General features: G+C 37.5%; 20 protein-coding genes and 1 other RNA gene. 9 read left to right on the top strand and 12 right to left on the bottom strand.

Annotation, left to right across the window (positions count from 1 at the left end; genetic code table 11):
• Position 1 precedes the first annotated feature (1 nt).
• The 4 genes from rpiB to U5J89_RS00730 all read right to left on the bottom strand — a co-directional run bounded on the left by rpiB (position 2) and on the right by U5J89_RS00730 (position 4,411).
• On the bottom strand, positions 2-412 hold the full coding sequence (gene rpiB / locus U5J89_RS00745) for a ribose 5-phosphate isomerase B (protein ID WP_322573690.1): 411 nt from the start codon (positions 410-412) through the stop codon (positions 2-4).
• A 150-nt stretch (positions 413-562) separates the two neighbouring features.
• The gene (locus U5J89_RS00740; protein ID WP_322573689.1) at positions 563-1,279 is read right to left on the bottom strand and encodes a DUF4159 domain-containing protein; all 717 of its coding nucleotides are present in this window, start codon (positions 1,277-1,279) and stop codon (positions 563-565) included.
• Positions 1,254-2,135 carry a DUF4249 family protein gene (locus U5J89_RS00735; RefSeq protein WP_322573688.1) on the bottom strand — a complete coding sequence of 294 codons (882 nt, stop codon included), beginning with the start codon at positions 2,133-2,135 and terminating at the stop codon, positions 1,254-1,256. The genes U5J89_RS00740 and U5J89_RS00735 overlap by 26 nt, the downstream gene beginning before the upstream one ends.
• Positions 2,136-2,137: 2 nt before the next feature.
• Positions 2,138-4,411, bottom strand: a complete 2,274-nt coding sequence (locus U5J89_RS00730) for a TonB-dependent receptor (RefSeq protein ID WP_322573687.1) — start codon at positions 4,409-4,411, stop codon at positions 2,138-2,140.
• 157 nt (positions 4,412-4,568) lie between these two features.
• Between U5J89_RS00730 and U5J89_RS00725 the strand changes: the two genes are divergently transcribed.
• Positions 4,569-7,157: a bifunctional aspartate kinase/diaminopimelate decarboxylase gene (locus U5J89_RS00725; RefSeq protein WP_322573686.1), complete on the top strand. Its 2,589-nt coding sequence runs from the start codon at positions 4,569-4,571 to the stop codon at positions 7,155-7,157.
• 8 nt (positions 7,158-7,165) lie between these two features.
• Here the strand turns inward: U5J89_RS00725 and U5J89_RS00720 are convergent, their stop codons facing one another.
• Positions 7,166-7,558 carry a hypothetical protein gene (locus U5J89_RS00720; protein WP_322573685.1) on the bottom strand — a complete coding sequence of 131 codons (393 nt, stop codon included), beginning with the start codon at positions 7,556-7,558 and terminating at the stop codon, positions 7,166-7,168.
• Between the two features lie 297 nt (positions 7,559-7,855).
• Between U5J89_RS00720 and ssrA the strand changes: the two genes are divergently transcribed.
• Together ssrA and U5J89_RS00710 are read left to right on the top strand one after the other, a co-directional pair.
• Positions 7,856-8,222, top strand: a transfer-messenger RNA (tmRNA) gene (ssrA, locus tag U5J89_RS00715).
• Between the two features lie 160 nt (positions 8,223-8,382).
• The gene (locus tag U5J89_RS00710) at positions 8,383-9,579 is read left to right on the top strand and encodes a site-specific integrase (RefSeq protein ID WP_322573684.1); all 1,197 of its coding nucleotides are present in this window, start codon (positions 8,383-8,385) and stop codon (positions 9,577-9,579) included.
• Positions 9,580-9,694: 115 nt separating this feature from the next.
• Here the strand turns inward: U5J89_RS00710 and U5J89_RS00705 are convergent, their stop codons facing one another.
• From U5J89_RS00705 to U5J89_RS00680, 6 genes are all read right to left on the bottom strand, one after another.
• Complete coding sequence (locus U5J89_RS00705; RefSeq protein WP_322573683.1) at positions 9,695-10,708, bottom strand: TlpA disulfide reductase family protein; 1,014 nt, start codon at positions 10,706-10,708, stop codon at positions 9,695-9,697.
• Between the two features lie 173 nt (positions 10,709-10,881).
• Entirely contained in the window at positions 10,882-11,562 is a 681-nt protein-coding gene (locus U5J89_RS00700; RefSeq protein WP_322573682.1) for a hypothetical protein, read from the bottom strand.
• Between the two features lie 939 nt (positions 11,563-12,501).
• Positions 12,502-12,828 (bottom strand): hypothetical protein, encoded by a 327-nt coding sequence (locus U5J89_RS00695; RefSeq protein ID WP_322573681.1) that lies wholly within the window; start codon positions 12,826-12,828, stop codon positions 12,502-12,504.
• 105 nt (positions 12,829-12,933) lie between these two features.
• On the bottom strand, positions 12,934-13,380 hold the full coding sequence (locus tag U5J89_RS00690) for a hypothetical protein (RefSeq protein WP_322573680.1): 447 nt from the start codon (positions 13,378-13,380) through the stop codon (positions 12,934-12,936).
• 355 nt (positions 13,381-13,735) lie between these two features.
• Positions 13,736-14,647 carry an ATP-binding protein gene (locus U5J89_RS00685; RefSeq protein WP_322573679.1) on the bottom strand — a complete coding sequence of 304 codons (912 nt, stop codon included), beginning with the start codon at positions 14,645-14,647 and terminating at the stop codon, positions 13,736-13,738.
• A 154-nt stretch (positions 14,648-14,801) separates the two neighbouring features.
• Positions 14,802-15,281, bottom strand: a complete 480-nt coding sequence (locus tag U5J89_RS00680) for a hypothetical protein (RefSeq protein ID WP_322573678.1) — start codon at positions 15,279-15,281, stop codon at positions 14,802-14,804.
• Between the two features lie 930 nt (positions 15,282-16,211).
• Here U5J89_RS00680 and U5J89_RS00675 point away from each other — a divergent pair.
• From U5J89_RS00675 to U5J89_RS00650, 6 genes are all read left to right on the top strand, one after another.
• Positions 16,212-18,146, top strand: a complete 1,935-nt coding sequence (locus U5J89_RS00675; protein ID WP_322573677.1) for a hypothetical protein — start codon at positions 16,212-16,214, stop codon at positions 18,144-18,146.
• A gap of 767 nt (positions 18,147-18,913) precedes the next feature.
• Positions 18,914-20,479, top strand: a complete 1,566-nt coding sequence (locus U5J89_RS00670; protein ID WP_322573676.1) for an ATP-dependent nuclease — start codon at positions 18,914-18,916, stop codon at positions 20,477-20,479.
• Positions 20,464-21,498, top strand: a complete 1,035-nt coding sequence (locus U5J89_RS00665; protein WP_322573675.1) for an AAA family ATPase — start codon at positions 20,464-20,466, stop codon at positions 21,496-21,498. Before U5J89_RS00670 ends, U5J89_RS00665 begins: the two co-directional genes overlap by 16 nt.
• A gap of 401 nt (positions 21,499-21,899) precedes the next feature.
• Positions 21,900-22,460 carry an RNA polymerase sigma-70 factor gene (locus tag U5J89_RS00660; protein WP_322573674.1) on the top strand — a complete coding sequence of 187 codons (561 nt, stop codon included), beginning with the start codon at positions 21,900-21,902 and terminating at the stop codon, positions 22,458-22,460.
• A gap of 98 nt (positions 22,461-22,558) precedes the next feature.
• Positions 22,559-23,614, top strand: coding sequence for a FecR family protein (locus tag U5J89_RS00655; protein WP_322573673.1), 1,056 nt, complete (start codon positions 22,559-22,561; stop codon positions 23,612-23,614).
• A gap of 58 nt (positions 23,615-23,672) precedes the next feature.
• On the top strand, positions 23,673-24,053 hold the full coding sequence (locus tag U5J89_RS00650) for a LytTR family DNA-binding domain-containing protein (protein WP_322573672.1): 381 nt from the start codon (positions 23,673-23,675) through the stop codon (positions 24,051-24,053).
• Between the two features lie 7 nt (positions 24,054-24,060).
• On the opposite strand, the gene U5J89_RS00645 is transcribed toward U5J89_RS00650, so the two are convergent.
• Positions 24,061-24,459: a nuclear transport factor 2 family protein gene (locus U5J89_RS00645; protein ID WP_322573671.1), complete on the bottom strand. Its 399-nt coding sequence runs from the start codon at positions 24,457-24,459 to the stop codon at positions 24,061-24,063.
• Between the last annotated feature and the right edge of the window lie 80 nt (positions 24,460-24,539).

Raw genomic sequence — 24,539 nt, 5'->3', positions numbered from 1 at the left:
GTTACTCTTTATCGGTTAGATCGTGAATTTTATTAACGCGACGTTCGTGGCGGCCGCCGTCAAAATCGGTATTAAGCCAGATCTCGACAATTTTTTTTAAGTCCTCTTCACTAAGTTCTCGACCCGGCAGGCATAAAATATTTGCGTTGTTATGCTGTCGAGTCATTTTTGCAGATTTATCATCATATACCAGTGCGGCGCGAACGTTTCTATATTTATTCGCAGTCATGCACATTCCCTGTCCACTTCCGCAAATAAGAATCCCTTTTTCGTGCTCACCGTCATTAACTTTCTCAGCTACTTGTACAGCAAAATCGGGATAATCAACTGACTCATCAGAGTGAGTGCCAAAATCAACAGGCATGTGATCCATTTCTTCGAGCCATAGTTTTAACTTTTTCTTTGGCCTCAAAACCGGCATGATCGCTGGCTATAGGAATGATCATAATTACAGGAGATTTGCTTGAATTATAAGTTGGTTAAATATCCGTAAATTACGCCTTATTAAAAAGGGATCGTGCATAATATATTTGCTTTCATTCGAACTGAACGCACTACAATGTTATCGCCCGCTGGTGAGGGCATATATTAAGATATTTGTACCCATTTGAAGAGCCTTTTCTCTGATTGCAGCAGGATCATTATGTACCTCGGGATTTGTCCAGCCATCCCCTAAATTCGTTTCATACGTATAGAATACAGCAAGCCTGCCTTCCAAAAAAATGCCAAATCCCTGCGGCGGTTTGCCATCGTGTTCATGTATTTTGGGGAGTCCTTCGGGAAATTCGAATACTTGATGGTAGATCGGATGGTCAAAAGGGAGCTCGACTAACTCCTCGTTGGGAAATACTTTGTCGATCATTTTTTGAAAATGTTTATCCAGTCCGTAATCATCATCAACGTAAAGAAAACCGCCGTTTTGCAGATATGTTCGCAGATTTGAGGCTTCGGCCTGGTTTATGGTGATGGTACCGTGGCCGGTTAAAAACGCAAAAGGATAATTAAATAGATCAGGACTGCCAATATCAACATCGTCATATTCCGGATTTATTGCGATAGGGACCTGTTGTCTTGCAAATTCAGCCAGGTTCTGTAACGCTGACGGATCGTTATACCAATCGCCGCCTCCACGGTATTGAATACGGGCTAATTTAAAGGAATCGGAATCCTGAGCTTTTACAGGCAGGGCAAAACCAGCTGCCAACACGAATATTATTATGTATTTAAAAATGTGTGAATACATCAGCGGTAGATTATGGTCGAGCAATAAAAGTGCCATTGGTATCACTGGCCATGCTTCCAAAAATACCAATTCCGCCGTTTACATTATAACGGATATTCTGAATTTCGCCGGGCGATAAAGTTGTGCCTCCAGATTGCGTATCATGGGATCGGAGAAAGTCATAGAGATTATCATCTATGGCATTCACAATTATATTATTGGAACCGTAAAATGCAACGGCCAGCCAGGGTAATCGCAGGGTGATGGTGCCGTCGGAATTTTGTTCAAAATTGCCCTCATTTACAATACCCGATGAGTTAACGTAGTACTCCTCAATATCGGTTTCTTCATCTTCCACTTGATCAGCATAAAAGGGCGTTAAATTATTGGGGTTTGGGTCCAATGTATTAATAGTAAAAATAAAATAAGTTTGGCGATCAGTTATATATGAGCTGGGAGTGGTTGTGAGTTCAACTTGCTGTGGGCCCTGATATATATAGGCAGGTTCCAGTTCATTTACGGTTTCAAAGTTACCGGGGACATATGTAGTGGCAGAAATTTCATCCCCATTTTGTGTAGTTACATGCAGGCGATACAGTTGTGCGGCCTGTACAGTAATATTATTAATAGGAGTGTAAATACCGGGCTGCTGTTCTTGGTAGGAGTACTCTTCGACGACAGAGCTGTCAGGATCTAAGCGCTGAATTTTTACCGTTGCACCGGTTATGGCATTATCCTCAAATTGATAAGTCTCATCGATTGGATTTGTGGTAGAAAGTCGAACTTGCTGAAGATTACCGTTAGCAATTAAATACGATTCTACGACATAGTATTCCTGGTATTTATCTTGCTCGTAAAGTTCGCAGCCTGACAAGATAGCCAAGGAAGTTATTATTGCTAATAATTTTTTCATGGTTAAAAATCGACGGTGTATGAAATGGTTGGTAAAATGGGAAGCAGCTTTATTGCTTCGCGCTCCGCTGGATTTTCATCCAAATTATAATTGTAAAACCAAACATTGCGACGAGAGTAGGCATTTATAATTTGAAATTGCCATTCCGCTTCTCCCATCCCAAAAAAAGTGCCCTTACGACTAAAGCTAAAATCCAGCCTGTTGTAGTCGGGTAGTCGTGATGCATTAACACGCCCGACTATCAGCTGGTCGAAGCTGAGTCCGGAAGTTGGAACATCAAAAGCGGTTGTGCGTCCCAGTGGTTTGGTATAGGCTTGTCCGGTGGCATAATTAAAGGTTATCGTTGTTGACCACCGTGAGCTAATATCGTATTGTAAAACAATGTTGAGATCATGGATGCGATCATATTTCGGTGGATAGTATCGGGCGGTACCTTGATTCGAAATTGGATCGTTAAAGTTGGGAAACTTTCGTCGTGTTACGCTAAAAGTGTATCCGGCAAATCCTGTTAATCGGCCAACCTGTCGTTCAAAGTAAAGTTCTGCTCCATATGCATATCCATCTCCAAAACGGAAAATCTCTTTGTACGGTAATCCGGCTTGATCCGAAATAAAAGGATCGAGTTCAAAAAGATCATGCATCGAACGATAGTAGAGTTCAAGGTCCAGACCGTAGCCCTCCCATGGAATTGTTTTTGCTCCTACCACATATTGATTACCATAAGCGGGAGGAACGCCGTCGTCAGTGGTGAGCCAGACATCAAAACCGGTAAAGGCTTCGTTGGAAATCAGCGTCAAAAACTGATTGTAACGTCCATAAGCTCCCTGCAGGCGGATACGATCGGTAGGACGATATTCCAGCGACATGCGGGGTTCCAGCCGCAGGTATTGCCCTTCACTAAATCCGGCTACTCGCAATCCGGGAGTAGCAATCCACTGGTCTGTTATATCCCATTTATCCTGAATATACCATGAACCGTACTGTGATTGGATACGCGAGCTAAATGTATCTTCACCATCAAAACTGTCTTGTAGTTTTAAGGTCATATTTCCCATCCAAAAGCCGGTAGAAATTTCATGATTGTCGTTGGGCAAGTATTCGATATCTCCCTTGAGCGAGAAATCGTAGATATTATTAGAGCGATCGATGGGCGTTGAAGCAATATTTATGGAGGGGTAGTTAAAATATCGTGATCCGGTTAGGGTAAAGTTCGAGAATACCTTGCCAGAAAAAATATGGGTCCAGGTTGAGCTGAGTGTCTGATTGCCATAATTGAGGTCAATGCCTGCATCGGTGGCGAAGGGGAATTCAAGGTTATCGGTTCCGGCGTAAAAGGCCAGTGAGATTTTGTTGTTCTCGTTGGCATCGTAATTGACTTTTCCGTTGACATCAAGGAAATAAAAGCTTTCAGGAATGTTCTCAGTAGTATTTTGTAATATGGCAAGTGCCGGTTCCAGGGTAGAGCGACGCACGGCAAGCATATAAGACCCTTTTTTGAAAGGACCTTCTATAGAAACGCGCGAAGAGAGCAGTCCTGCTGTAACCGATCCTTTAAACTCATTTCTATTGCCATCTTTATTAAAGATGGTAAGTACCGATCCAAGCCTACCGCCGTATTTGGCCGGATACCCGCCTTTGTAGAGGCGCACGTCTTTAACAGCATCCGGATTAAAGGTTGAGAAAAAACCGAAAAAGTGCGAAGGATTGTATACTGTTGTTCGATCGAGCAGGATTAAGGTTTGGTCGGGACTTCCCCCGCGAATGTAGAGTCCACTTGAGAAGTCGGAAGCCGCTTTTACTCCCGGGAGTAACTGCAGCGATCGAAAGACATCAGATTGAAGAACAGAGGGCAAATCGTTAATGAGTTTCGTCTGCATTTGTGCAATACCAATATTACGTTGCTCCTCTTTTTCACGCTCTGATTCAACAACGACTTCTTCGAGTTGGAATCCTTCCGGATCAAGTTCAATATCAAGGCGTAAGCTTTGTCCGGGCTCCAGAGAAATCTCCTGCTCGTGGCGCTGATACCCTACGTAAGTAGCAACGATGGTATATGTTCCGGGATCGATATCTGTTAGGGAGAAGTATCCCGAAGTATTTGATGATGTGCCTTTACGACTGTCTTTTAGAGCAATATTGGCTGATATAAGCGTTTCACCGGTTTCGGCGTCAGAAATGTATCCGTTAACCGAAGCAGATTGTTGCCCATATGTAAATTGTGCTGAAAGAAAAATAACCAGCACTGCTATGAGTTTTTTCACGTCTCGAATAGCCATAATTTATAAATCGTAATTAACGTTGCACAAAGTAAGAGAATAAAAAGACTCACCGAAAATTAGTTTCTGAATTTTTCAAAAAACGGTTTCAGAGATTATTATCTTTACGGCTATTTATATGAGTAAAAACAAGAATTTCAGTTAGTATCAATACAATATGACCAGCGAACGTTCGAAATGGATTATTTTAAAATTTGGGGGCACCAGTGTATCATCACTGGAGAATTGGAAAAAAATTGCATCGGAAGTTAAAAAACGACGCAATGATGGCTACAGGGTGTGCCTGGTGCATTCTGCTTTAAGCGGGGTTTCGAATACACTTCAAGAAATTATTGAAACGCCGTCTGATAAAATTATTCTCAAAAAGGTAGAAGAGATTAAAGAGCAGCATCTTGATTTAGGTCGAGAACTGGACGTTGCTGCCCAAGAACTGCTTTCTGATGACTTTGAGGAGTTGGGACATATTGTAAAAGGGATTGAGCTGATCGGTGAAGCAAGCTACCGGGTTCAGGCGCGGCTCTTGGCGATGGGGGAGCTGATGGCAACTAAATTGGGCAGTGCCTACCTGCAACAAACCCTGGATGGTGTTCAGTGGATGGATGCACGGGAACAGATAAAAACGATTATCCGTAAAAATGCCACCGAACGCTCACGGATTATTTCTGCGGTTAGCACCACTGATTATGATGAAGGAGTTGCTGATGCGCTGGATAAGGCGGGTCCCATTGTAGTTACACAGGGATTTATCGGCAGTGATTCGGAAAATAAAACCGTAATTTTGGGTCGCGGCGGATCGGATGTTTCGGCAGCCTATTTCGCTGCCAAAATTGGAGCAGAACGGTTAGAAATTTGGACTGATGTGCCGGGCATGTTTTCGGTTAATCCGCATGCTGTGCCTTCTGCGAGGTTGTTAAATCATCTTAGTTACGAAGAAGCCCAGGAAATTGCCACAAATGGGGCGAAGGTATTGCATCCGCGGAGTATAATGCCTGCTCGCAAGCATAATATCCCTATCCATGTGCGCTGTACGTTGAGGCCTGAATTGTCCGGTACAATAATTTCTGCCAAGGGTTCTGATGATGAAGCAATTGTGAAAGCTATTGCCGTTCGTGATAATGTAATTCTGGTGAGTATGGATTCGCTGGGTATGTGGCAGGAGGTTGGTTTCTTGGCGGATGCTTTTGAGGTGTTTAAGCATTTTGGTTTGTCTATTGATCTGGTATCCACTTCGCAGTCCAACGTTACGGTTTCCCTTGATCCGGGATTGAATGATCATTTCCAGGATATTCGCGATGAGTTTGTGCAGGATCTGGAGAATTACTGCCATGTTGAAGTCATTGAATCTGTTTCAGCTGTAAGTCTTTTGGGACGTCGCATTCGTACTATTTTGCATCAGCTGGGTTCGGCCTTTGAGGTCTTTCAGGAACACCAGGTTTATTTGGTGAGTCAGGCAGCGAATGATCTTAACTTTACTTTTGTGGTGGAAAGCAAGCAAGCCGATCGATTGGTCCGTCAGCTGCACGAACAAGTAATTTTACAGTCGGGTAAGCAGGATTCGTTTGGTCCAACCTGGTCGCAGTTGATGAAGGAGAGTGATGAGGTAAAAGAAGATGGAAAGGACTGGTGGAGGGAAAAACGCGCACAACTGCTGGAAATTATGCAGAATAACGGTTCCTCTTATGTTTATGATCTGGATACGGTTAAACGATACGCAGGGTTTATACAAAATCTGGATGCGGTATCATTTCGACTCTACGCGATGAAAGCCAATGCGAATGATGAGATATTAAAAACATTTAGAAAACTTGGTTTTGGCTTTGAGTGTGTATCGATTGGAGAAGTGGAAAAAGTGTTTGACCTATTCCCTGATATCGATCCCAAGAAAATACTGTTTACTCCCAATTTTGCTCCCCGATCTGAGTATGAAAAGGGACTGGAACGGGGCGTTAACGTGACGCTCGATAATATCTATACACTGCAGAAATGGCCAAGTCTGTTTAAGGGAGAAGAGCTTTTTCTGCGGATTGATCCCGGCCATGGTGGCGGGCACCATGAGCATGTTAAAACCGGCGGTGTGCAATCAAAATTTGGGATTCCTCGCTTTGAGATTGACGAACTAAAAGAATTGATTGAAGCGCATGAGATATCTGTAAAGGGATTGCATGCTCATATAGGAAGCGGTATTAAAGATCCGCAATCATGGAAAGATACGGCTGTGATTCTGCATAACGTTGCTGAACAGCTTGGTGGTGTCGACATACTGGATGTGGGTGGTGGTTTTGGGATTCAAGAAAATGAAACTCAGGCCATCCTGGATATCGAAGAGGTTGATAAATCACTGAAGCAGTTTAAAGAAGCTCATCCGCAGTATGATCTATGGGTTGAGCCCGGACGATTTTTAGTTGCTACCGCCGGTGTATTATTGAGTAAGGTAACACAATTGAAAGGGAAAGGGGAAATGCAATATGTAGGTATCGAAACAGGGATGAATTCATTTATCCGGCCGGCTCTCTACGGCGCTCGGCATACCATTGTTAACCTTTCAAAGTTAGAGCAGCCTACCAATCAGACTGTAAATATCGTTGGACCTATTTGTGAATCAGGTGATAAGCTGGGTATTGATCGCTTGTTTCCCAATTCAGAAGAGGGGGATGTTATTTTGATTGCAAATGCCGGAGCCTACGGAAAAGTGATGAGCTCGAACTATAATTTGCGAGAACCGGCTGGAGAAAAGGTTATTAAATGATATGCACTTTATAAGCTGGACTTAGTGATTGTGAAATAACGTCTTGGCGGATTGGGTGCTGTTTCCCAAACCAGCTCGCCATTATACCAGATACGCTCGGCTATTGAGCCGCGACCTTCATTATATCCTTGCACGCGCAGGGTATCTTTATTATCACGATGATCTTCGATTAGCGTGGTGGATTTTCCGTCTATAAATTCCCGATTGGGAAAAACACGAAGTGCATAGCGATTGGTTTCTTGATCTAAATAAAAAGAATGTTGGTTTTTACCTGCTTTAATACGTTCAAATTCTCCGGAGTCTTCATTTTTTTGCAGATAGTAGATGTTGTAAAACCGAAAAAAATCTGGTTCCAATAAATCTTCTCCTTCTTCGTTAACGTAACTAATGCTAATATCCATTATCGGAGGAGTATTTCCCCTTTCTTGATTGCCGGTGATACAACCGAAAGTGAGAAAACTTACTGCTAAAATAAGAAGGTGTGTTTTTTTCATAACGGTAAAAAGTCCATCAAGTTATACCTTTTAAAAGTAGATTATCGAACTTTGTAATAGAAATCAATAAGAAATAATTATAATCTGTTACATTGACTTTGGCGTAAAATAGTTTGAATTTTACCTCGCTTTAATTTGTTATATAAAGTGAAACATGAGGAGTACAAGAAACGTTCTTTAAAGATTGCTGTTCTTTGATTTATTGGGGGTGTAATGGATTCGACGGAGTGAGTAAAATCGCAGGCTGCATGCCGAGTTTGAGCGATGAACTCGTAAATCATCATCATGCAATTAAATGTAGTTGACAACAACTATTCTTATAGCTTAGCTGCGTAACGCAGCTTAGCCGTTCCTTCAGCTTCTTGCCTGTCAGTGCTGAATGGAGCGCCGATTATGACAGGATAGCGTAGGTTTCGTTGACTGTCGAACCTGCGTAAAACTTTAACAGTCTAGTCTGAAGTTGCCTGTTGCCGGGCGAAGCTTCAGGCGAACTTTAAACGGCAACTAAGCATGTAGATGCTTGAACGATATACCATTTCGGACCGGGGTTCGATTCCCCGCACCTCCACTTTTTTCGCTTTGAGACCGTTCTGAAGGCTGTAATCGGCCTTTAGACGCTCAAAAAGTGGCTCCTTCGGAGTCCACATGCTTAGTTTTAAGCCTTACTTGTTAGCAATGTGTTAGCACATCTTTTAACACAAATTGCAAATAAAGCTAACAGAGGCTCGAACATGTTACGCAAAAGTAACGTCTATTTTTACTTGCTTACCCGCAATAATTCTTCCACAATTTATGCTCGCATTAGTGTTGAGGGAGAAAAGTCAACTCGCTCGACTGGTCAGAAAATTGATAGCCAATACTGGAATCAAGATACCCAGAGAGTAAGTTCTTCACATCCACAGTCTAACTCTATCAATGAAACCCTCAGTGTTATTGAGAATCAAGTTAGAGAGGCTGAAAATGCTCTGATCAACCAACATGATGTCGTAACTCTTGAACGTCTTCTGTCCGAAATGAAAGGGGAGAACGAGGCTATTTCATTCATTGAATTATTCAATCAACACAACGAAAAAATGGAAGAATTAGCAGATAAGGGAGAGGTTGCTGAGGCTACCTATGCCAAGTATTGCACAATGCTAAAGCATACGAAAAGCTTTCTAAATGATAGATACAATAAGAGTGATATCTATTTGTCAAAACTCAACTTAAAGTTTGTTGAGGACTTAGAGCACTGGTTTAAAATGGAGAAAGAGATTTCCCACAATACCACCTTCAAATATCTGAAACACATTAAGAAGATCATTAACATTGCTCTAAGAAGAGGCTATATCAGACGTGATCCTTTCGATGGTTTTAATATGAGTAAAAAGGAGAAAACGCCTACCTATCTTACAATGGATGAGTTGAAACGTATCGAGGAATATGATTTCAGTGATTGTGAGAGGTTAGAGCGAGTGCGCGACTGTTTTGTGTTTTGCTGTTACACTGGCCTTGCCTATAGCGATTTAGCAAGCTTGGATAGGGAGACTGATTTCTACAAAGACAATGAAGGGGATATCTGGCTACAACAAAACAGAACTAAAACGAATGAACCAGCTCACCTTCTTTTATTTAGCAAAGCCAAAGAAATCTATGATAAATATGTAGAGTGCCCAGACTTTCTGCCTGTAATCTCAAATCAAAAAATGAATAAATACCTGAAAGAGATTGCCAAGTGTTGTGAAATCAAAAAGAATCTGACGACTCACTGTGGTCGCCATACTTTTGCAACATCAGTTACTTTGGATAATGACATCCCATTAGAAACGGTACAAATTTTACTTGGACACCGTGATAGACGGTCGACATCTCACTACGCACGAGTCACAAATGCAAAGATCAGTTCTGATATGAAAAAGCTTCGTGATAGGATAGCTTCAAATGAGTAGAGAAATAGGGCGGGAGTCATGTTAGGCTCCCGCTTTTTCAAAATTGCGAGATTCGCAATGATTAAACCAACGGCGAGGCGTGTCCGCTTAATGCGCGGGTTAGCCGGACAACTTATTATTTAACAAGCTTAGCAATTTCTTTTTCAAGTTCTTCTCCACGTATATTTTTAGCAACGATCTTGCCATCCCGACCAATAACAAAGCTTTTTGGAATTACATAAACATTGTACATCTGAGTAATTTCATCGTCCCATCTTTGGGATTGCAAAATCTGAGGCCAATTGATTTCTCTCTCTTTTACAAACCTATTCAGTTTTTCACTATCAGTATCTAACGAAACACCAATAATTTGAACATCATTTTCTGAATAATTGGAATTGATTGATTTAAGATGTGGAATGTCAGGCATACAGGGACCGCACCAGGTTGCCCAGAATTCAAGCACTACAATTTTTCCTTTTTGATCAGAAAGCGAGATTTTATTTCCCTGAATGGTTTTTGCCCTGAAATTTGGAGCCTGAACTCCAATACCTAATGATTCTGCTTCATGTTGAAAACCTAATGCTTTTTCCACATAGAAATCGTTGGCGTTAATTTCGATCATTTCTCTGGCCAGCTCTATAACCTTCTTATTGTTATTTTTGGTGTTGTAGTGTCGAGCCAAAGCAAAAAGTACTTCAGACTTACTTTCGGGGTCAACTAAATTGGTCTTAAGTTTTTCAAGAAGGTCAATATAATCCTTCCTTGTTTTTTGATCGCTAAGGTGATATCCATTACTTATCGGAATAATAATTTGACGCCAGATTTTTGAATCATAGTCAAGTTGAGTCATCGCCTTATCCATTTTTTTAGCTTCTCCCAAATTGCCCCATAATAGAAATGCCCTCCATAAGGCTTGCCGACCTGTTTCTGTGTTTGAATGTTGTACAAAATATTGATAGAACTCGTCAGAATATTTCTTTTGGAGGCTGTCTGAATAACTATGTTCTCTTAGATCTACACTGGCACTATCCATGTATGCTGAAAATGTAGAGTCAACGAAGCTTTGTTGAGACTGGCCAAATGTATTTATTGTAATGAAAAAGAGGGAAGCAACTGTTAATAAGAGTACTCTCAGATGAAATGACATATTTAAAATTTAGTTTACGTTGTTGTACGGCTAACGACATTGCGCATAACCGGCAGGCGCCGGAACGTTGAATTAGTTTTAAAACGAAACATTAACTAATAAATGAAAGGAAGGCAAAGGAATGGCGAGGCCTGTCCGCGTTAATGCGCGGGTTAGCAAGCCGGACCATTGGATTAATAGGTGATATTTGTTTGTTGGATTTCCGAACTCTGAACATCGTAAAATACATCCGAATTTGACGCAACACCCATTTCAGAGTCAATTGCCCATATCGTGAGCTGATTACTAAGATTGCCTTCTAAAGAAAGCTCATCAAGTGAGGGATTGTCGAAAACCAGATCTTTTTTATTGATTTTGAATCGACCATTTTCATCAGTTCTGGCTAAATATGAAACCTCTTCAAAAGAATAGGCATCGTAGTGACCGATATTTAAAAACAATTTCTTCTCAAAATTGTCACTATTACCAAATATTATCTCATAGGTATAGATTCCACTTGTAATAAACTGGTTTTCATCATTCCTCAGACTCCAAGAATAGCGATAAATACCTTCAGGTTTAATTTCGTCAATTAACGTAGTTACTAAATCGTCAGAGCTGTCTTTAATTCTCAGGGTCACATTTTGCTCAGACGCTACTTGGAATTGGATGCCTACCCCGTCATTAGAAGCTGTATCAGGATTGGAACCAGAAAGATGATATGTCAAAGCAATTTTTGCGTTTGAAATTCGATTTCCTTGCGCATCTTCAACAACACCTTCAATAGCTATTGTTGGATCATCGCTTTTCGAACATGAGCAAAATAGAATAGTACAAAGTGAAAGAGTGAGTAAAAAATATCTGGATTTCATCATCTTAATGAGGTTCAATTTTTAGAGGCTTGCTAACCTATGTTTATTCATATCAATCAATTTTCATAATATATGATGTGTATCATTAAAACAACTGGGAGAAACTTCAGGGATTCAAAAGTGGATTTTCAAAATGAATAATATGTACAGATAATATCCATTTATATTTGTTTTCATTCAAAGCTAAAGTAGTTCAATAGATCAAGGTGTTGGAAGAAGTGGGGCAAGCGCTCAGGAAATTCCCCATTCTAAAAGCAGTTAAAAGAGGGGTCGCAAACTATGTACTAAGAGGTTGAAGCGTCTTAACCGCAAAATTTCAGGCGCTCTAACTCCTCACAATCTTTGATTTAACTTTATAAATAGCCACTGCATAAGTTGGATTGCGAGGTTCGCAATTTTACCAGCTAAATTTTATAAGTGGTAACTGATATAATAAAAATTGCATATCAATTAAGTGTTCCGATTATCCAAAAGACAATAAATGTGGACCAGATGCCAAAGTACCAGTTGTGAAATTTTTCTTGCGGTATCTTGCCTGTTTTCATTTTCTGGTATATTAGATAAGGAATCATAATCATGTAGGGGAATAGTAAGATTACTCCAATATTTCCAAGCATCTGAAAATATGGTTCTTCAGGATAGGTGGTTACTGGAAAACCTTTGATGAGATTTATGATTACAGTAATTACTATGCTTGTGATAATGATAAATTGCCAGAAGTATTTATCAATCCAATTTCGTTCCATAACTGATTCTTAATGATTTTAAATACCAAATAGCGAGTTTTTTTCAGCTTATTTTGCAAATAACCTATGACCTTGATGACAGAGGTACGACTAAATATTGAATTACTAAGTAATGAAGGAAGAGTTCAAAAGCCAGTAGCAGCAGATAATAAGAAAGTGTAAGGTGCTTATTATGCGGAGTTTATGTGGCATCTTTTTATAGCAAAGCAATAACCCAAAGTACGATTGCAGTTATTAAAGCTGATATAGATAAAATCCCTAACCACGAAACCCAATTCGGAACGACTCCAGTATTAGCTGTTAATTCCCAATTTTGTATACCTGAAATACTTTCTTTTTTATTCCATAATGTGGGTGCATTCTTTTTGATGTAGTATTTTATTAAAAAAACATTGATAAAATATAATAACCCAGCAAGACCAATTAGGATTAGGGTCATCATCCAACGCTTGATTGAAAACTGATTAACCAAATTTATAGCGGCGGAACTTAACACGATAGTTCCTAAAATAATGCGGAACATGAAATGTTTTTATTAGTGTTGATGGAAATTATTTATCGTATTTAAATCCAATCTTTTGTTTTGTAGCTCTATTTTATTTTTCATATTTCGGCCGTAGCTAAAAATTTAATTTGGATTGTAAATCCTATTTAATCTCATTTTACTGAAATAAGTTCTCTGATTGTCGTGTGAACTTTTCATAGATGGGATTACTAAGAGTTCATCAAAATTTTTCTTTAGCTCATTATAGTTATCTAAATAGAAATTTCGCCAGCTTTTTGATCCATCTTGAATTACGATTTCTATTCCCCAATTAGCACAGTCTTTACAATTTGCTCTACCTGTCCGTCTGATCTCATCAGTATTAATAACTGTGGTGTCTGTGTCCTCAGTAGTTTTATCTATTAGATATATTTTATTAGAGTTAATTTTCCAATAAATATCTTCATACTCTTGTTTCCAGACTCCTTGCATACTTTCAGGAAACTTTTCAATAACTTTGTAATCTTTTCCGCAGCTTACGCTAATAAATAAAATTAGAAATCCTAAGAAGATATGCTTTCCTTCTCTCATTGATCAATGTCTTAGCATAAAGTTTATTTACTAACGATTGTACTAATTTTGAGGCCAAATATAAAATCGGTGTACTCTTGCCAACTGGTTAAGATATGTGACAAGTATAATATTGGATGGATCAATGTTGTTGAGGATGGTGATACTGCTAAAAAAGTTCCTTCATAGAAGCAGTTATAAATAGGGGTCTGCTAACTGTGCATTAAGAGGTTGAAGCGCTTTAACCGCAAAATTTCAAGCGCTCTAACTCCTCACAAGCTTTGACTTATGTTCGATAGTAACTATTGATAAAGCTTAATTGCGAGTCTCGCAAGATAAAGTAAGAGAATGTGGGGGCATCCTGCTTAATGCGTGACTATATGTATTTTTCAATGTCTGTATTCCTGTAAAAGTCATATAAACTCAGATTCATTGAATCTACACCAGTTTCATGTAAAATTTTGACCTTTATTTTTTTCTCATCTGTCTCTTTTTCTTTACTGATTTCATCAAACAAATAACCAAATTTAAAATCACCAATGCTTGTTAGTTCTTCTGGAAATATTGGTGTTTTGTCATAAATAGATATTATCCGACTCTTATCTTCATTTAATGATTGAGATAATGAGGTTTTACTTCTCAATGCATCTACAGAGATGGTATATTTATCTAATTCATTCATCTCAATAACAATCTTGTGATTTAAAGAAATACCATTTCCTTCATTATATATCTGGAAGCTCGGTTTACTAAAGGCTATTTTTCGACCGTGATGTTCTTCAATTTCGACAGATGTTTTATTTGTCATTGATGAGATGTAGAGGTCAGGCGTTTTATTTTTAAAATATAATGCCCTGACTTCGTATTCATCCATAGGAATACATTGGAAATTATGCCTTCTATAATATCTGTTATTAGAAGCCATATGTGGAGTGTCTTCGCTTTCAGGAATTTCAATCACATAAATAGATTTTGAGATTTTTCCTTCCAATCTAATGGGATGAATTTTGAGATCTTTAATTGGGCGATGAATGTTTGATACCAACACATTTTCAAACCACTCTTTGTTGTATTTATTGCCATCAATAGTAGATAAATTGTCCGCTTTGTGGTCAACTTCATTTATCCCATAAACAATAATTCCTCCCGCTGAATTAGCCATCGCAGATACATCTTTAGCCATTTCCTTTTTGTTCTTGAGTGCTTCTGTGTTTTTGAACTCCAGCTTTAAAGATTCCTCTTCTTTATGAGCGATTAGGTTTTTTATGTATTGATAATTGTATTCCATAATGATGAATATTTAAATATCTATTATGACATTGCGCATAAGCTGAAGGAACCAACGTGTTGAAATTGTTTATAAACTGAAGGTTAACTAATGGAAAGGAAGCGGGCAAGAATAGGTGAGGACATTCACTTGATGACACTGTTTAGTTGTTAATTTACCTGTTCATCCATAAATAGTAGGGCAAAAGAGGTTGTAAGCAAATACTCCAGTTATCCCCTGAGTCATCTTCCAAATTTACATAGCTTTCAAGTTCCAAAGCTTTCCCGAGTAATTGATTGTTTTCTGTAAAGTATTTTTTCTGACCAGATGGAAGTTCTAAGTAAAGTAGATAATATTGGCTGTAACTTTGTTCTCTTCCTTTGAAAATAGATTTTTGGATCTTGCCATCAATAAGTCGGATCGAGTTTTCATTTTTGACTTTTAATTCTACGACTGCTTTGTATTCATTTCTCTCAAATACTGAGCCAGGTATTTTAAACCCAAAATAGCCGGAACCGTAGTAAATAGTTAAGAAGAAAAAGAAAGCCAACGATCCCAACGTTTTGTTAATACTATCTTTTTCTTTGCTAAAGAAGTGTTCTAAGAGCTTATAAAATCCTGCTGAAATCAATAAGCTTAAAATAAAAGTGAACATGCTGAATTTTCTATTTAACACCTAACGCAATCGCGCATTAGGTGTGCACGCATGAATGTTAAGTTGATAAATAACCAATGGAGAGCTAAAAAGCCAAAAATTTGACTTAACTTTGAAAAGTAGCTACTGTAAAAGTTGAATTGCGAGGCTCGCAATTCCCCCTCTGGATAAGAAAAATTCGACTTTAGCTTACCATTTCTAATTTACGGTACTAAAGTAAGTTAAGTACAATACAAACAGTGTACGATTAGAAAAAAAACACTTCTTTATATGTTTGGTATCAATAGGTGTGAGATGGAGAGGTTCAGCTGTACGGAGAGTTAAACTTTTTAGAGTTCTATGCTTTTCATAAAAAGCGTACTTCTATATTAATTGTATAAGAGTACGCATTTCTTGTAATGACTTGCAAGTATAAATAACACTTACGTTCAGTAACTAACTTCCTCACAACCAATGACTTATCTAAAATAGAACGTACATTTCTAATGCTCTTGTCCAGAAAAATACTCTTTTGAATATGTAGGTTGACTGTTACTCAAAAAAGTACATTTCATCTTGTTGGATCAATAGGTTTGGGAGGATGTTTGGCGTTTGCAAAAACCGAAGGACAACATCTCGATAAGTGAAATTCAACAAAAGCGTGTACTTATAATAACTATACATAAGGATACGCATCTATTGTAATAACTCTTACAAGGTTGAACAAAGCTTATGGGCATTACACCATTCTCAACAACCTTGACCTATCATATACTATATCAAGTTCCTTTTTCTAAACCAGTTCTGAGATATACGATTTTTTTCCAAACCCCTGTAGAATTCTCATTGGATTGGATGAGGCAACTTTTTTATTAGGACCTCGAACTCATTCGGGAGCGATCTCTTGCAATGAGTTTAATGTTAATTTCAAATTGAAAAAGCTTCAGAAATATGAGCACAAAAACTCTTATAAAAGACAACGAACTGAAAATTCTAAATGGATATTTCCCTGATCAAGAGAGCTTCATCAATTGTATAGACGATATACATTCAATTGAAGAGAATTATGGTAGGACTGACCATTTGGATGAAAATACTCCATTCAAAAACTGTGATGGTTATTGGTTCAAAGAATTAAAGAGAAAAAAACAGAACAGTAATAAATTTGACTTCGAAGAAGCGTGTTCCAAGGTCCAAATTCTTAGAGAATTTGCTGAAGGAGAGCAGTTGAATCAAATAAAACTATTGGGTTTAGCCTCTAATTTATATTGGATTTCTGGGGGTTTTAAATGGATGAAAGAGATCATGCAAAGGCATAACAATGACGGTAATACAGATTACTCCAATACGAACTTTAACACGCTAAAATATCTAAGAAAGAAGAATAGAAGATTGAAAGGTGGTTATTTTGAGCCGATGCCACTCGCGCAATACTCTCCTCATACCAATGATCATCGTTATGATACTATAGCATGTTCTGTAAGAAAACCACAAGGTTATGTTAGGCAATTAGAAAAGCCTGACTTGATGAGTCTTTCAGAAGCGGAAGAAAAATTTAAGGAAGAGTTTGAGGCATTTTCAAAAGACAAAAGTAACAGTATCTACCTTTTTAAATGTCCTGCAGGCTTTGGTAAGACCCGCCATCTACTTGAGGCAAAAGGAGTAACTATAGCACTACCAACACATGCTCTTAAAGACGAGGTTTCAGATAAGATGAAAGCCGATCATGTTTGTTCACCTGAAACGCCCAGTCTTGAGAACTCAACTCGAAATGAAGAGATTGAATTCTATCACAACGCTGGCCTGAGTAATGAAAAATTTAGATTGCTCGTCTGGTTAAGACATCATGCCAATAGTAAACAAGATAGGGATAAAGCTTCCAGATTTATATGTCAACATAATAGAACATATAACACTGAGAAAACTGTCCTTACTACCCATCCAAGAGGCGTCTGTAATGAGTATGATCACAATACGTTGATCTTTGATGAAGATCCAATTTCGCATGTACTTTCTATCAAAAGCACTACATTAAATCAGCTAAACAAGCTACTATTATTAGACGTTGAAGAGAATTATTTAAATTTCTTTGATGAGCTATATAGTCAATGTAGTTGGATGGATGAAAAAAGTATTAAGAAGATACCCGATTGCAAGTTAGAGCTATCAGATATCGAAGAAGAGTTAATCGAAAGTAAGGTTTCTTTTGATGTAGTGGGCTTCATTAATGCTGATTATGTCTATAAAAACGAGGGAGAATTACATTATATTTCTCGCAAAGAACTGCCTCAGGATAAAAAGATTGCCATCATGAGCGCGACTTGTAGTCCAATGATTTATAAAAAGCTGTATGGCGAACGGGTTAAGGTGGTTGACTTATCAAATATTGAGATTACAGGTAATATTATTCAGCATACAAAGAAAAGCTACAGTAAAACCAGCCTTGAAGGCTCTATTGAGGAGGCAAATGACAAGCTTACTGGAGACGCTGCAATTACATTCAAAGGAAAGAAGGAAGATATCTCAAAGGCAGACGATTTAATGCATTTCGGAAATTTGAGGGGACATGACTACTTGAAAGGTTTCAACCTTGATGTGATTGGAACCCCTCACAAAACCAATGCCCTATACCTATTAAGGGCAAAAGCTATAGGTATAGATTTTGACGAAACAGAAGTCAATTTTGAGTATAATTTAGTCAGATATAATGGGTTTGAGTTCAAATTCAATAGCTTTAATCATCCTGAGCTAACACAACTACAACTTCAATGTATTGAGGCTGATTTAATACAGGCGGTAGGAAGAGCCAGACTCTTAAGGGAAGATTCTACTGTAAACGTATATAGCAATTTACCCTTAAATCAGGCTGAATTCAGGTATAATTAAACTCAGAATAACATATGATGTTGAACTACGAAGGGTTCGCATTCAGAGCGAGCCCTTTCGTCATTTTCCATTCTTGCGAACTTCGCAATTTAGTTGAGGACATAATGTAATTAATTCGTTAGGCTTCTATTAAGTACCTAACGGATAGATGAATTGTGGGGCCAAAATAGCTCACGCATTAAAAACGGTACTATCACTGTGCTGAGCGACATTCGGACCCCCAACGTACCCCTTACACCCATCGGTGGGGTAATGGGAACAAGTATTTCTCTATTAGAAGTAAACCTTCCAGTAGTTTAATCAATAGAAAGCTAACGGAAAACTATTGCTTGGGCTTGTTAAGTTTTGAGAAGAATTACGAGGCTCGCAAAAAAAGAACTGTTCGAGCGCTTGTATTAATCAGCTAATAATCTCCCTCAACACCATTGACTTAGCATAATAGATATAATTGAATTCTTTAAGAGACAGGTCTTAGATAGCTTAGAATGGTAGTTTTGCCCTTCTAAATTGAACAATTTGTTAGCATTAATTCTTGAAGCTATTGGAAGGTAGGTTTAGAGCTTTTGAAGAAGGATTTTAGTGATGGGTTCGAGTCCCCACTTCTCTATATAGATTATCAAGAGTCTTATATCAAATTGTGGTCTCAATTAGTGTAATGATACGATAATAATTTAAGATGCTGGTGACTGAATATAAATGTGTGATGTGCATCTGTCTATCATAATTATTAACGTTTATGAACATATCACTAAAAAACAAGATCATTTATGGACAAGATCATTAAGAGAATTAAGCTTCAGAATTTCAAAAGGTTTCCAAACTTATCACTTGATTTTAATGAAACATTAAATTTGTTCATTGGAGATAATGAGTCTGGGAAAAGTACATTAGTATCAGCTATTGACTTGGTTTTGAGTGGAAGTCGAAGTAAGGTCGAGAGGTATGGATTAGAAAGTTTGTTTAATAAAAATACTATTAATGAATTTTTAGAATCAGAAAAAGAGTATGCGGATTTGCCGATATTATTTGTCGAATTATATTTGAATGATCAAAATAATAAGGATTTAGAGGGCAAGTATAATTCAAGCGATTTAAATACTCACGGTTTACAGCTTTTATGTGAGCCAAGAGAAGATCTGAGCTCTGAAATAGCTGAAATACTTGATCAAGAGGTAGATAACTTTCCTTTTGAATTTTACTCTATAACTTTCAAAACTTTTGCTGGCAAATCATATTCAGGCTATAGAAAGTATATGCAACACTTACTTATTGATAACTCCTTAATAAGTAGTGATTATGCTAAACGACAATATATAAAGACGATTTATTCAACTAATACTGAAGATGCAGAGAAGAATAAACATGAAAATGAATACCGAAATTACAAAGACAAGTTTAGGAGAGAAGAGTTATCAGAACTAAACACAAGAATTCAAGGGGATTATTCTTTTGCTGTAGATACAGGGCCTAAGTCTAATCTCGAAAATGATCTTACAATTAAAGAGGGAGAAATTGCGCTTGATAATAAAGGCAAAGGTAAACAATGCTTTATAAAAACCGATTTTGCCCTTCAAAAAAATGAGGGTGATTTAGATACCATTCTTTTGGAAGAGCCTGAAAATCACCTCAGTCATACGAACATGAAGAAACTTATTCAAAAGATTCATGATTCGGAGACTAAGCAGTTGTTCATAACCACTCATAATAGTTTAATAAGTAGCAGGTTGGATTTAAGAAGGGCAATTTTGCTAAATAGTTTAAGTACAGACTATGTGCTTTTAGATGACTTAAGTGAGGATACAGCCCGTTTTTTTATGAAGGCTCCTAATAATAACCTTCTTGAATTTATATTATCGAAAAAGGTTTTGTTAGTCGAGGGAGATGCTGAGTTTATTTTATTAAAAGCTTTTTTTGAAGAGGTTACTTCAACTGATATCGAGGAAACTGATATACATATTATTTCCGTTGGGGGAACCAGTTTTAAGAGGTATTTAGAAATTTCCAACTTGCTTGGTGTTAAAACTGCTGTTATCACAGATAATGATGGCAACTATCAAGTGAATTGCGAAGAAAGATATGCTGATTATTTGAGTGAAAATGCTAAGGTATTTGCAGACCAAGATAACTCAGTTTCAACATTTGAAAAGGCTGTTTATAAGGAAAATGAAAGCCTCTGTGATGACTTGTTCGCTGAAGGAAGGCGGACACTAAGTGTACAAGAGTATATGTTGGCTAACAAAACTGAATCTGCTTTTGAGATACTTGATAACAAAAGAGATGAGCTCTCTACTCCTCAATACATTGAAGAAGCTATAGAATGGATAAATCAATAATATCAGCTGTTGCAGGGTCAGGGAAAACAACTCATATAATTAAGAATCTTGATCTTGAGAAGAATTACTTGGTAATAACTTATACGATTAATAATTATCGAAATTTAAAACATGAAATAGCAAAAAAGTTTGACCACTTACCCGAGAATATAGACCTATATACTTACTTCCCATTTCTATACGCTTTTTGTTTTAATCCTTTTTTGGGTTATAAGATTAAACCAAGAGGTATAACTTATGACTATCCTCCCCCGAGTAAGAGGTATACCAAAGCAAATCAGATTGAATATTATGTTTCAAAAAATAGGAGGTTATATCATAATCGTATTGCCAGATTATTGGAAGAGCTTGATGTTTTAGAAGATATTAACCGAAGGATAGAAAAATATTATGATGCTCTTTATATAGATGAGATTCAAGATTTTGCAGGACATGACTTTAACCTTTTAAAAAGTATTTTAACCACTGACTTAGAAGTCAAACTTGTTGGTGACTTCTACCAACACACATTTGATACAAGTCGCGATGGTAATACAAACAAGAACTTGCATCAGGATTATGGTGAATATCTAAAAGAATTTGAAGCTCTGGGAGTTGAGGTTAACGAAGATGAACTTGAGAAAAGCTGGAGATGTAGTCCAACAGTTTGTGGTTTCATTAATAATCAACTGGGAATTCAAATTGAATCTCACAAACAAGATTCTACTTTAGTTGAATATATTGAAACAGCAGAAGAAATTGAGGACCTTTATCAAGATGATCAAATTGTAAAGCTTTTCTACCAAGAACATTATAAATACGATTGTTACTCAAGGAACTGGGGGGACTGCAAGGGAGAAAACCAATATGAAAATGTTTGTGTTGTTTTGAATCAAAAAACAGAAAGATTTTATAAAAAGGGAAAGCTTGAAAAGTTAAGTCCAGTAACTAAAAATAAATTGTACGTTGCTTGTTCAAGGTCACATAATGATTTGTATTTTATTTCTGAGGAAAAGATTAAGCATCATAAAAGAGGATAGTTCTCTCGACAATAGTAGGTAGGTTTACGATAAGAAATTATAGGATTTGCATAGTCAATTTGCCTATCATAGATTTAACAATGTGTTAGCACTGGCTGACAAGTAGCGGAAAATATTGGTTTATTGACTTTTAAGAACCATTTCGGACCGGGGTTCGACTCCCCGCACCTCCACAACAGATTAGTAAAAGCCTAACCTCCAAAGGGTTGGGCTTTTGTATTTTTACACATTTTTCAATAAGGACCTCATGGTTTTGGTTGCAGATCTTAAATTGTAACATGGAATAGTTATAGTCGTGTAAAAATTAAATCGAACAATGGTTTTGTAGGATTTTTATTTTATTACAAAGTTTTAAGTAGGGGCTATGGTTTGTATTTGAACTTTGGGATGTAACCAGTTTTATGAAACAGGATATCGATCGTGATCTTATAGAAAACCTTAAAGAGGGAGACGAGCAGGCTTTTCGTAAAGTTTATGAAAAATATCATAGGCCTGTATATGGAATTGCTTTCAAATATCTGAAAAGTAAACCGCAGGCTGAAGATGCTGTTCATGATGTTTTTATCAAGCTTTGGGATTACCGCGAAAAACTTGATTCCGGGCAATCACTTAAGGGATTTTTATTTACAATGGCAAAGAATCATGTGTTGAACATGATCAGGAATCAAAAGAGAGACGAAGATAAGAATAAACAGTATTCTCATTTGAAGCCGGTATCACAGAATAAAACGGTAGCTAAACTAACGCTCAAAAACTATAAAAAGGTATTTGAGTTCTTTTTGAAACAGTTGCCGGAGGGGAAAAGAGAGATCTTTGAACTTAAAATGCAGGAAGGGAAATCAAATAAAAAGATTGCTCAGAAGCTTGATATCTCGGTAAATACGGTAAAATCACAATATTATAAAGCATCAAAATTTATTAAGAAGCAACTTGGAGAGCATACCGAACTCTCTTTTGAGTAGCCTTTCTCAATTTTTTAAAAAAATCCATAATACTTTTGTCGCTGGCAGGTGTACTAAGTTATAGAAGAGAAGACAGAAGTATTAATTGAAAGATTTACATGGATAAAGAACTATTCGAAAAATATCTCAGCAGTCAATGTACCGATGCTGAAGCTAAAAAGGTATTGGTATGGCTAAAGACGGATGAAGGGCAGCAGTTCTTGGAGACTGAAATTGATCGTGACATCAGAGTTGCTAAAACATTTGAAGATGTTCTCGAATATCCTGAAGTCCCTTCTAATGAGTTATATGCACATATTAAATCTGATATCAATCATCCTTCAAAATACAAGAAGAAGTCTACAGGTAATGTAATACACAGATGGATGGGTATTGCTGCCGCAATAATATTATCACTGTTTGTTGTATTGTTCTTTTTAGAGCAAGAGCAACAGCAAATCAACCAAAAAACTACCTCAAAGTATCCTAAAACAGTAGTGGCGTCATCCAGCTCAGATACGACCGTTACGCTTGCCGATGGATCGAGTGTTCGTTTAAATGCTGATAGTGAGCTAATTATTGAAAAAGGATTTGAGAAGGAGGCCCGAAGTGTTAGCCTGGAAGGCAAAGCTTATTTTGAGGTTAAAGATAATTTCGCTCGTCCATTTGTTGTAAATACAGAGTATTCATTTATCCGGGTTCTGGGAACAAAGTTTGAAGTTGAGGCTTATCCTGATCAGCCAGAAGTAATTGTGGAAGTAGATGAAGGGAAAGTTCGTTTCTTTTCTAAGGATGAACGATTGGAGCCACTTGATCTGGCAGAAAATGAATCGGCCACTTTGCGATTTAAAGCACCGGAAGATTCTGTACGGGAAGAAGATAGTTTAGAAAAAGTAAACTTTGATAAACCGTTATTAGTACGACACAGCAGCGTTAAGAAGAAGGATCCGAAAATTAAATTTGTCAACAACAGGTTGTTTGTTGCTCTTAGATATCTTGAACGCAATTATGATGTAGATATTGAACTTGAGGAGGACTCACTTCGACAGTATCGGTTTACATTAACAGCTGACCATTCACTGCTGGGAGCGTTAGAACGAATTGCAGATTCGCTCGACTTATCAATCGAGTACATCCGAGAAGATGATAAACTGTATTTGCATCAAAATGAATAACTGTTAGGCAATATATTCGTATCAAATAAGTAAATGCTAAAATAAAAGGGGACAAAGAATGGAGAATAAGCAACAAGCGGAAAAAATAAACGGGCAAGTTGAACAACCGTATTTAAATCGCATTTTGGTTAAAAACTCAGACAAAAATATCTTTGTCGATGTTTCTGAAATACGGTGGATCGAATGTTCTGGTAATTACTTAAAGCTCCATTTACCTGAAAAGTCATACATGATCAGAAGTTCGTTAAAGAACCTGAAGTCAAAGTTAAATCCACTTCAGTTTGTACGCATTCATCGATCATGGATGGTAAATATCAATGAAGTTAAAGAAATAGAGCCGTGGTTTTCCGGAGATTCAAAAGTAATTTTAAGCGACGGGAAGACCCTTCGAATGAGCAGAAATTATAAGGACAATCTCGAAAAATTTACGCTCAATTAAATTAGGATCAGGTTGATTCCGGGATTGAAACTTGTGTTTGCGCCATTACCCACTGCCCGTCAATTTTTTGCAAAACGCCGGTAAAGCGTGCCCCTTTCCAATGAGTAATACTGCCATTCGATTTAATTTTGGCATCGAGTTTGTGAAAGTACCAGGCTACATCTCCGGATTCTGCAACATTAAACGTTAACTCTCGAATATTTGCCTTGTAATATTCGAGCCCTTCAAACTGTCCTTCCGTAGCATTATTGAGCTCTTTCCATCCTTTCCAAATTTCGCCTTTATCCGTTCCTATATGTACAGTTGAATTTGTTTTAGGGATGAGCTTTTTCATTACCTTGAGATCTTGGGTATCCATTGCCTCAAAAAAATGTTCAATTGTAGCTCTTATTTCTTCAGCATTCATATAAAAAAATTGAGTTTTACATTCGTTTTTAATGATTGAAATTTAACAATTAAGTCATTACTACGATTATGTAATCTAGT

It is taken from the genome of Fodinibius sp. (assembly GCF_034521915.1).
GTDB lineage: Bacteria > Bacteroidota > Rhodothermia > Balneolales > Balneolaceae > Fodinibius.
This window is presented reverse-complemented; position numbering and strand designations above follow the sequence as displayed.

What these genes read in the sequence shown, in the direction of transcription:
- U5J89_RS00710 (WP_322573684.1), top strand. Translation starts at nt 8,383, where the DNA reads ATGTTACGCAAAAGTAACGTCTATTTTTACTTGCTTACCCGCAATAAT.
- U5J89_RS00675 (WP_322573677.1), top strand. Translation starts at nt 16,212, where the DNA reads ATGAGCACAAAAACTCTTATAAAAGACAACGAACTGAAAATTCTAAAT.
- U5J89_RS00720 (WP_322573685.1), bottom strand. Translation starts at nt 7,558, where the DNA reads ATGGATATTAGCATTAGTTACGTTAACGAAGAAGGAGAAGATTTATTG.
- U5J89_RS00670 (WP_322573676.1), top strand. Translation starts at nt 18,914, where the DNA reads ATGGACAAGATCATTAAGAGAATTAAGCTTCAGAATTTCAAAAGGTTT.
- U5J89_RS00665 (WP_322573675.1), top strand. Translation starts at nt 20,464, where the DNA reads ATGGATAAATCAATAATATCAGCTGTTGCAGGGTCAGGGAAAACAACT.
- U5J89_RS00690 (WP_322573680.1), bottom strand. Translation starts at nt 13,380, where the DNA reads ATGAGAGAAGGAAAGCATATCTTCTTAGGATTTCTAATTTTATTTATT.
- U5J89_RS00685 (WP_322573679.1), bottom strand. Translation starts at nt 14,647, where the DNA reads ATGGAATACAATTATCAATACATAAAAAACCTAATCGCTCATAAAGAA.
- U5J89_RS00655 (WP_322573673.1), top strand. Translation starts at nt 22,559, where the DNA reads ATGGATAAAGAACTATTCGAAAAATATCTCAGCAGTCAATGTACCGAT.
- U5J89_RS00730 (WP_322573687.1), bottom strand. Translation starts at nt 4,411, where the DNA reads ATGGCTATTCGAGACGTGAAAAAACTCATAGCAGTGCTGGTTATTTTT.
- U5J89_RS00725 (WP_322573686.1), top strand. Translation starts at nt 4,569, where the DNA reads ATGACCAGCGAACGTTCGAAATGGATTATTTTAAAATTTGGGGGCACC.
- U5J89_RS00650 (WP_322573672.1), top strand. Translation starts at nt 23,673, where the DNA reads ATGGAGAATAAGCAACAAGCGGAAAAAATAAACGGGCAAGTTGAACAA.
- U5J89_RS00740 (WP_322573689.1), bottom strand. Translation starts at nt 1,279, where the DNA reads ATGGCACTTTTATTGCTCGACCATAATCTACCGCTGATGTATTCACAC.
- U5J89_RS00680 (WP_322573678.1), bottom strand. Translation starts at nt 15,281, where the DNA reads ATGTTCACTTTTATTTTAAGCTTATTGATTTCAGCAGGATTTTATAAG.
- U5J89_RS00645 (WP_322573671.1), bottom strand. Translation starts at nt 24,459, where the DNA reads ATGAATGCTGAAGAAATAAGAGCTACAATTGAACATTTTTTTGAGGCA.
- U5J89_RS00700 (WP_322573682.1), bottom strand. Translation starts at nt 11,562, where the DNA reads ATGATGAAATCCAGATATTTTTTACTCACTCTTTCACTTTGTACTATT.
- U5J89_RS00735 (WP_322573688.1), bottom strand. Translation starts at nt 2,135, where the DNA reads ATGAAAAAATTATTAGCAATAATAACTTCCTTGGCTATCTTGTCAGGC.
- U5J89_RS00705 (WP_322573683.1), bottom strand. Translation starts at nt 10,708, where the DNA reads ATGTCATTTCATCTGAGAGTACTCTTATTAACAGTTGCTTCCCTCTTT.
- U5J89_RS00660 (WP_322573674.1), top strand. Translation starts at nt 21,900, where the DNA reads ATGAAACAGGATATCGATCGTGATCTTATAGAAAACCTTAAAGAGGGA.
- U5J89_RS00695 (WP_322573681.1), bottom strand. Translation starts at nt 12,828, where the DNA reads ATGTTCCGCATTATTTTAGGAACTATCGTGTTAAGTTCCGCCGCTATA.